Below are 8,419 nucleotides of genomic sequence, written 5' to 3' on the forward strand. Positions count from 1 at the left end.
CCGTTGATTGACACCATCAGTTTGAGGGACGACCACCCTTCCGCCAATTCGCCAAGCGACCTGCTCGGCCTGGCCGGCCCGTTACCCCATCTACGCTTGCTCATGCGGGCTACGCTCGCTGCGCCTGCTACGCAGCCGTTTCCGATGTTTGCGTCACGGCGCCACGGCCTGCCAGGAGGCCGGCCACCGAGATATCCTCGTCGAGCGCTTCCCAATGCAAGCCGACGCGGCTCAATTCCACCTGGGCGCGCTCCGCCGGCGTCGCCCGGAGCAGCCGAGGAAACCAGCCCAGCGGCACGCCGAGGGTGCGGCCATCCGACAACTCGACCCACATCGTGTGATCGTCAAAACGGACGCTGGTGGCCGAAATGGTCATGCCATGGTCTCAGGATTAGGTCGCGTGTTTCGGCGACGGCGGCGATCGTAATCCTGTAGCTCGGATAAGCGAAGCGTTATCCGGGGAGCCGTGTATCGGCGGCGCGAAGATTCCCAGGTATCGCTGCGCTCACCCGGGCTACGCTTGCTGACTCCTCAGAGTCCCACAACCCGATTCCAATCAGAGATATACATGTACAATCGTTGAAACTCGCTCGGTAGTAACATCCGGTTGTGGGCTATGAAATTACGAGCTTTTTCTATCTCATCTAATCTTTGCTTAAGCCAGTGCTGAGTAGGCACCACATCCTTAAAGTATTCCCACTTTGCGATAATGATTTGGGCTAGGTGTCCGAAGTCAACGAAGCCGAGTAGATCGGCTTTCTCTCCCTCCAGCCAAGAATCTTTCTGAGCGCCGGTTCGCCGTCCTTCGGCATGCTCTTTGACTTTAGGAGGCAGTTTGTCCTGCCAATCTATTCCGTCTTTCTCTACAAGCGCCTCCCTTATGAAATCTCGAAGTTCGTTTTCGAAGCAGTATAAGACCGCGTACAGTCGAGCCATCTCGAGAGCATCATTGCGACGGGAAACCCCGAAGGGCGAAAGCGCCTCTCGCAAAAGCTCCTCTTCGGAATCTTGTAGATTAGCTCCGATTTGAATCCCGGCTCGGCGAAATCGGTCTGCTTCAGATTCGAACATCAATCCGCGAAAAAGGAACTCTCGAAAATTATTGTTAGTCAAGCAGATGATCCTTTAGCGACTTAAAGATGGCGTTGTACACTTCGACGTCTTTCGTTGCTGGCAGATGGATTTGGATATTGTAGTGAAAGCTTCGCGCGACGTTGCTGCGGTGCTCTCGTTCCGTTTTTTCGGGGGCGGCGCCAGCCTCTGTCAGACTTTCTGGTGACTTTGGGACTGATTTGACGGCTCCCTGCGCGGAGTTGATATCAGCCAACGCAAGAAGTCCAAAAAAGGTTTTCGTCATCAATCCGGCGACATTGTCGCTTTGATTATGAAAGCTCTTGAACTTGCCTTCGACTGCCACCTTGTCGGCGGTTGTCGGGTGTTCCTTAATTAGGAAGATGTCGGAATAGGCCTCCTTGAGAGCTTGACCAAGAACCTGCCTTGCACGTGAGTGGTCGCGGTACTCTAAGTATCTGTTAGTCGGTACGCCATCAGCAGTAAGAAAGCCCAGCGCTTTCAACAATGGAATGAATGCGCGATCGTTTGTCGAGGTGAAGCCCCAATCCTTCAATAGTTGATTAGTAAATCGCTCGGGTGCTTGGCCGTCTTGAATTTTTTTGAAGAAGTCCGCAATCCGGTTGGTGGGAAGTACGTACGCGTTCGTAAGCGTCATTTGATATCCGCTGGCAACGAAAATTATAAGCTCATCAGATGTTCACGATTTGTTTAATTATGCCAAGGGCGGCGAGTAGTCGCCGCCCTTCAATCTGTGGATTAGTAGCTTACGAGCACCCCGTCGTCGACCCGCACGTATCGCACTTCATACAAGTCCCGTTGCGGACCAGCGTGAAGTTGCCGCACTCGCTGCACATCTCGCCTTCGTAGCCCTTGGCTTTGGCTTCGGCGCGGCGTTCGGCTTTGGTCGGGGCGGCTTGGGTCGCGGCGGTGGTGGCTTTGCTCCACTGCAGCGCTTCGAGCTTTTCGGTCGGCGACAGGTCGGTCTGGGTTTCCTGCTTCAGCGCGGTGGCGCCTTCGAGGGCGTCGCCGACGCGGGAGGAGGCGAGGGCCGTGACGGTCGGCGCGGCGCCGGCCGGGGCGTTGCGCGGCGTCGAGTCTGCCGGGTGGGCGGGGGTGCTGCGCATCACCACCAAATTGTCGGTGCGCGACCGGGTCAGGCCCTTGGACAGATACTTGGTCGCCGCCGCGGGGCCCGCGACCACGCCGCCGTCCGGCGCCTTGCCTTCCTCGACGCCCTTGCCGATGGCGTCGAAGCCGGTCTCGGTCGGATCGACATGGGCGAGGTCGAACCGGCCCATGTAGCTCACCGCCAGCTCGCGGAACACGTAGTCGAGGATCGAGGTGGCGTATTTGATCGAGTCGTTGCCCTGGACGGGGCCGGCCGGCTCGAACCGGGTGAAGGTGAAGGCGTCGACATATTCTTCGAGCGGCACGCCGTACTGGAGACCCAGGGAGACGGCGATCGCAAAATTGTTGATGAACGACCGGAGGGCGGCACCCTCCTTGTGCATGTCGATGAAGATCTCGCCGAGGCGGCCGTCATCATATTCGCCAGTGCGCAAATAGACCTTGTGGCCGCCGACCACCGCCTTCTGGGTGTAGCCCTTGCGGCGATCCGGCATCTTCTCGCGCTCGCGCATCACCACGATGCGCTCGACCAGACGCTCCACCACCTTTTCGGAGATGTGCGCGGCGCGGGCGGCCATCGGCTTGTCGAGGAAGGTGTCGATGTCCTCGTCCTCGTCGTCGTCGGCGATCAGCTGCGAATTCAGCGGCTGCGACAGCTTGGAGCCGTCGCGGTAGAGGGCATTGGCCTTCAGCGCCAGCTTCCACGACAGCATGTAGGCGGACTTGCAGTCCTCCACCGTGGCGTCGTTCGGCATGTTGATGGTCTTGGAGATCGCACCCGAGATGAACGGCTGCGCCGCGGCCATCATCCGGATGTGGCTCTCGACCGACAGATAGCGCTTGCCGATCTTGCCGCACGGATTGGCGCAATCGAACACCGCGTAGTGCTCGGGCTTCAGATGCGGCGCACCCTCGACCGTCATCGCGCCGCAGATGTGGATGTTGGCGGCCTCGATCTCGCGCTTGGTGAAGCCGAGCGCGGTGAGCAGGTCGAAATTCGGCTGGGCGATCTGCTCGGCTTCGATCTTGAGGACGTCTTTCAGGAAGTCCTCGCCGAAGGTCCATTTGTTGAAGGCGAACTTGATGTCGAACGCGGTCGGCAACGCCTTGTCGACCTTGGCGAGGGCTTCATCGGTGAAGCCCTTGGCCTTCAGGGTCGAGACGTTGATCGCCGGCGCGTTGGAGAGCGAGCCGTGGCCGACGGCGTAGGCTTCGATTTCCTGGATCTGGTGCTCCGGATAGCCGAGCACGCGCAAGGCGGCGGGCACCGCGCGGTTGATGATCTTGAAGTAGCCGCCGCCGGCCAGCTTCTTGAACTTCACCAGCGCGAAGTCGGGCTCGATGCCGGTGGTGTCGCAGTCCATGACGAGGCCGATGGTGCCGGTCGGCGCAATCACCGTGGTTTGCGCGTTGCGGTAGCCGTGCTGCTCGCCGAGTTCGAGCGCCTTGTCCCAGGCCGTCTTGGCGTGGTCGACGGCGTCCGGGATCGGGCAGTTGGTGTGGTCGAGCGGCACCGGGTTGACCGACAGCGCCTCATAGACGCGGCTCTCGCCATGCGCGGCGCGGCGGTGATTGCGGATCACCCGCAGCATATGGTCGGCGTTCTTCTTGTAGCCGGGGAAGGCGCCGAGCTTTGCGGCCATCTCGGCCGAGGTCGCATACGCGGTGCCGGTCATGATGGCGGAGAGGGCGCCGCACAGCGCGCGGCCTTCCTTCGAGTCGTAGGACAGGCCCATGGTCATCAACAGGCCGCCGATATTGGCGAAGCCGAGGCCGAGGGTGCGGAATTCGTAAGACAGCTCGGCGATCTGCTTGGACGGGAACTGCGCCATCAGCACCGAGATTTCCAGCACCACGGTCCACAGCCGGCACAGATGCTCGTAGGCGTCGAGATCGAAGCGCTGCGCGCCGACGTCGTAGAACGCGAGCAGGTTCGCCGAGGCGAGGTTGCAGGCGGTGTCGTCGAGGAACATGTATTCCGAGCACGGATTCGACGCGCGGATGTCGCCGGACGCCTTGCAGGTGTGCCAGTCGTTCATCGTGGTGTTGAAGTGCAGCCCGGGATCGGCGCTGGCCCAGGCCGCGGTGCCGATCTTCTCCCACAGCTCGCGGGCCTTCAGCGTCTTCACCACCTTCTTGTTGGTGCGGGCGGTGAGGTGCCAGTCGCCGTCGGTCTCGACCGCGCGCAGGAAGTCGTCCCGGAGCGACACCGAGTTGTTGGAGTTCTGGCCGGCGACGGTGAGGTAGGCCTCAGAGTCCCAGTCGGTGTCGTAGATCGGGAAGTCGATCTCCTTGTAGCCCTGCTTGGCGTACTGGATGACGCGCTTGATCATCGCGTCGGTCACCAGCGCGCGGCGCGCCAGCTTGACCTCGCGGCGCAGCGCCGGGTTCTTCTCCGGATCGAAGCAGTCGTCGCCCGAGCCCTGGCAGTTGACGCAGGCCTTCAGGATCGCCTTGAGGTGCTTCTGGTTGACCTTGGAGCCGGTGACGAGCGCGGCGACCTTCTGCTCCTCCTTCACCTTCCAGTCGATATAGGCCTCGATGTCCGGGTGATCGACGTCGACCACCACCATCTTGGCGGCGCGGCGGGTGGTGCCGCCGCTCTTGATGGCGCCGGCGGCGCGGTCGCCGATCTTCAGGAAGCTCATCAGGCCGCTCGACTTGCCGCCGCCCGACAGCCGCTCGCCTTCACCGCGCAGCCGCGAGAAGTTGGAGCCGGTGCCGGAGCCGTATTTGAACAGGCGGGCTTCACGGACCCACAGGTCCATGATGCCGCCGTCGTTGACGAGGTCGTCCTCGATGCCCTGGATGAAGCAGGCGTGCGGCTGCGGGTGCTCGTAGGCCGACTTCGACTTGGTCAGCTTGCCGGTCTTGTAGTCGACGTAATAGTGGCCCTGGCCGGGGCCGTCGACGCCGTAGGCCCAGTGCAGGCCGGTGTTGAACCACTGCGGGCTATTCGGCGCCACCATCTGCATCGCCAGCATGTAGCGCAGCTCGTCGAAGAACGCGCGGGCGTCGTCTTCGGATGAGAAGTAGCTGCCCTTCCAGCCCCAATAGGTCCAGCAGCCGGCGAGGCGATCGAACACCTGCTTGGCGGAATGTTCGGAGGTGTAGCGTTCGCTCTCGGGCAGCGCGGCGAGCGCGTCGGTGTCGGCGACCGAGCGCCACAGCCACGACGGCACGCTCTCTTCCTCGACCTTCTTCAGGCGCGCGGCGACACCCGCTTTACGGAAATACTTCTGCGCCAGCACGTCGGAGGCGACCTGCGACCAGAACTCCGGCACCTCGACATTCTCGAGGCGGAACACCACCGACCCGTCCGGGTTGCGGATCTCGCTGGTCGTCAGCCTGAATGCGATCGCCGCGTAGGGAGACTGGCCGTCCTTGGTGTAGCGCCGTTCGATCTTCATCTCGTGCCCCGTTCAAGTCGCCCGAAACCCCCGCCGTGGGTGGCCCGGGAAGTTGCTGGTCGGCGAACCTTGTTCGCCCTGCGAGCCGTGGCCCGGCCCGTCTGTTTTGAGGGCGGAGGCGACGGCCGCATTTTGCAGCCGAGCTTCCAACCCTACTCACGCCCCATGTCGCTTTGCGAGCCGTTTTGCCGGCCCGTCGGAATGCGCCCCAACGGTCGATTTAGGAGCAGACGACGCCTCGCCCCGCTGCCGCTGTGGCTGTCGGAGGTGGCCGGTCTGGACCCTTCTGGGAAACGTCCGGCGGGACAAAACACTCCCTCGCTGGACGGCCCTGAAGCTAGGCCGACTCCGTCCGACCCGTCAAGCAATAGTGCGGGTTCCTGAATCAAATACTAAATGTGGTGGATTAGGGTGGAAAACAGCGGCCGTGGCTCGCGCTGACCCGATCAAGTATCGGTGAGTCCTCGCAGATTCCAAAGTCGAAAAAGTCGGCGGGATGCCGCCGATCGCGGCTGCACCCGCTGTTCACAGGGCAGGTATTTTTTCGCTTTCAGGGCTTGCCAAACCCGACTCACGAAAGACCCCTGAAAGGTGCCGGATTACGGGTGGCGCCCGGACCGCAACACCGGCATTCTGGACGCTCCTCCTGCCGGGTTTTCCATGTCCGATCCTTCCCCGATTCCCGCGCCCGGCCGCATTGCGTCCGGCGGCCTGGTGTTCCTGACCGTCACCACGGTGGCCTGGGGCCTGAGCTGGCCGGTCACCAAATACCTGATCGCGCAATGGCCGCCGCTGCCGCTGCGCGGGCTGACCGGCATCGCCGGCGCGCTGGCGCTGTTCGGCTACGCGGCGCTGCGCGGCGACAGCCTGGCGGTGCCGCGCGACCAGCGGCTGCGGCTGGTGGTGTCGGCGTTCTTCAACGTCACGCTGTGGATGGCGGTGATGGGGCTGGCGCTGCTGTGGCTGCCGGCCGGCGAGACTGCGGTGATCGCCTACACCATGCCGGTGTGGACCGCGCTCTTGGCCTGGCCGCTGCTCGGCGAGCGGCTGACGCTGAAGCGCATCGCGGCGCTGGTGCTCGGCTTCTCCGGCATCGCCGTCCTGATGGGTGCCGACGGCTTCGCCGCCAGCATGACGAAGCTGCCCGGCATCCTGCTGGCGCTCACCGGCGCGCTCGGCTTTGCGCTCGGCACCATCTTCCTGAAGCGGTTTCCGATCGCGCTGCCCGGCGCCACCTCGGCGGCGTGGCAGATCGGGCTCGGCTGCATTCCGGTGGCGGCGATCGGCCTCGCATTCGAGATCCCGCAGGCGGCGGCACTGACGCCGCTCGGCTGGGCCGGGCTGGTGTATCTGGTCGTGATTCAGTTCTGTGTCGCCTATCTATGCTGGTTCGCCGCGCTGCAGCGGCTGCCGGCGTCGGTCGCGGCGATCGGCACCATGGCGACGCCGGTGATCGGCGTCGTCGCCTCGGCGTTTGCATTGGGCGAGCCGCTCGGGCTCGGGCAGATCGCCGCGCTGGTGATGACGCTGGCCGGCGTGGCGCTGGCGACGCGATCCTGATCCGCGGCAATTGCCGGTGGACCGTGCCGCGCGCGGCCTGTTACAGAAATGTGTCGCCGCCGTGTGATCTGCGGTGCGACCAACGAACAAGAGTCCGGGGCAGGAAATGACGTCCAACATCAAGAAGCTGCTGGTAACGGAATCGTTGTCGCAGCGGGGCAGGGCGCTGATCGCCGCGCGCGGCGACATCGCGATGATCGAATTCCCCAACATGATTTCGGCCGACGATTTCGACGCGCTGCTGCGCCGCGAAGCGCCGGTGCACGGCGTCGCGCTCGGCGCCACGCGGTTCGGCGAGCGCGAGCTCGAGGCGGCGCAGGAGATGCGCGTGGTGGCGCGGATCGGCGTCGGCTATGACGCGATCGACGTGCCGGCGCTGAGCAAGCGCAGGGTGCCGCTGATGACTGCGGGCACCGCGAACTCGCCGTCGGTCGCCGAGCAGGCGCTGTTCATGATGCTGACGCTGGCCAAGCGCGGCGCCGAGCTGCACGCGTTGGTGAAGACCGGCGCCTGGGCGACGCGGCTCGGGCTGCTGCCGTTCGATCTGTTCGGCAAGACCGTGCTGATCGTCGGCTTCGGCCGGATCGGCACCCGCACCGCCAAGCGCTGCCTGGCGATGGAAATGACCGTGCTGGTGTACGATCCCTATGTGCCGGCGGCGGCGATCGAAGCGGCCGGCTGCAAGCAGGTTTCCGATCTCGACGCGGCGCTGCCGGAGGCCGATTTCGTCAGCCTGCATTGCCCGAAGACGCCGGAAACCACCGGACTGTTCGACGCGAAGAGGCTGTCGAAGATGAAGCCGACCGCGTATCTGATCAACACCGCGCGCGGCGGCATCGTGGTCGAGCAGGCGCTGTACGACGCGCTGCTCGCGAACAAGCTCGCCGGCGCCGGGTTAGATGTGTTCGAGCAGGAGCCGCCGCCGCACGGCCACAGACTGTTCGACCTGCCCAACGTGATCATCGCCCCGCACGTCGCCGGTGTCACCCGCGAAGCGCTCGACCGGATGGGCGAGCAGACCGCCCGCAACATGCTGAGCGTGCTCGACGGCGACCCGATCCGCGCCAACGTCGTCAATCAGGACGTGCTCGGTTAGTTGGGCGCGGCGCTCCTCGCAATTGTGCAAGTTCACTAATTCGGTGATCGAATCCGCCCATCAGGGAGGCTTCGATGCGCGACAACAGTTTCGACCGGACGATCGAGCGGAATTACATCCAGAAATGGCGGTTTCTGATGGCCGAATACGA

At 63.5% G+C, this 8,419-nt stretch carries 6 protein-coding genes; 2 read left to right on the forward strand and 4 right to left on the reverse strand.

Annotation, left to right across the window (positions count from 1 at the left end; all coding sequences use genetic code 11):
- Nucleotides 1–127: 127 nt before the first annotated feature.
- From DWA33_RS24640 to DWA33_RS24655, 4 genes are all read right to left on the reverse strand, one after another.
- Nucleotides 128–376 carry a DUF2442 domain-containing protein gene (locus DWA33_RS24640; protein WP_114361110.1) on the reverse strand — a complete coding sequence of 83 codons (249 nt, stop codon included), beginning with the start codon at nt 374–376 and terminating at the stop codon, nt 128–130.
- Between the two features lie 155 nt (nt 377–531).
- On the reverse strand, nt 532–1,113 hold the full coding sequence (locus DWA33_RS24645) for a Swt1 family HEPN domain-containing protein (protein WP_244601392.1): 582 nt from the start codon (nt 1,111–1,113) through the stop codon (nt 532–534).
- Nucleotides 1,106–1,729: a DUF5343 domain-containing protein gene (locus DWA33_RS24650; protein WP_114361112.1), complete on the reverse strand. Its 624-nt coding sequence runs from the start codon at nt 1,727–1,729 to the stop codon at nt 1,106–1,108. The genes DWA33_RS24645 and DWA33_RS24650 overlap by 8 nt, the downstream gene beginning before the upstream one ends.
- Before the next feature lie 109 nt (nt 1,730–1,838).
- Nucleotides 1,839–5,612 (reverse strand): vitamin B12-dependent ribonucleotide reductase, encoded by a 3,774-nt coding sequence (locus tag DWA33_RS24655; RefSeq protein ID WP_114361113.1) that lies wholly within the window; start codon nt 5,610–5,612, stop codon nt 1,839–1,841.
- A 660-nt stretch (nt 5,613–6,272) separates the two neighbouring features.
- Between DWA33_RS24655 and DWA33_RS24660 the strand changes: the two genes are divergently transcribed.
- Complete coding sequence (locus tag DWA33_RS24660) at nt 6,273–7,172, forward strand: DMT family transporter (RefSeq protein ID WP_114361114.1); 900 nt, start codon at nt 6,273–6,275, stop codon at nt 7,170–7,172.
- Nucleotides 7,173–7,278: 106 nt separating this feature from the next.
- Complete coding sequence (locus tag DWA33_RS24665; RefSeq protein WP_114361115.1) at nt 7,279–8,268, forward strand: hydroxyacid dehydrogenase; 990 nt, start codon at nt 7,279–7,281, stop codon at nt 8,266–8,268.
- Nucleotides 8,269–8,419 lie beyond the last annotated feature (151 nt).

It is taken from the genome of Rhodopseudomonas pentothenatexigens, from assembly GCF_900218015.1.
In the GTDB taxonomy this organism is placed as follows: Bacteria; Pseudomonadota; Alphaproteobacteria; order Rhizobiales; family Xanthobacteraceae; genus Rhodopseudomonas; species Rhodopseudomonas pentothenatexigens.

Coding starts and splice junctions, on each gene's coding strand:
- DWA33_RS24640 (WP_114361110.1), bottom strand. CDS start 376: ATGACCATTTCGGCCACCAGCGTCCGTTTTGACGATCACACGATGTGG.
- DWA33_RS24650 (WP_114361112.1), bottom strand. CDS start 1,729: ATGACGCTTACGAACGCGTACGTACTTCCCACCAACCGGATTGCGGAC.
- DWA33_RS24655 (WP_114361113.1), bottom strand. CDS start 5,612: ATGAAGATCGAACGGCGCTACACCAAGGACGGCCAGTCTCCCTACGCG.
- DWA33_RS24660 (WP_114361114.1), top strand. CDS start 6,273: ATGTCCGATCCTTCCCCGATTCCCGCGCCCGGCCGCATTGCGTCCGGC.
- DWA33_RS24665 (WP_114361115.1), top strand. CDS start 7,279: ATGACGTCCAACATCAAGAAGCTGCTGGTAACGGAATCGTTGTCGCAG.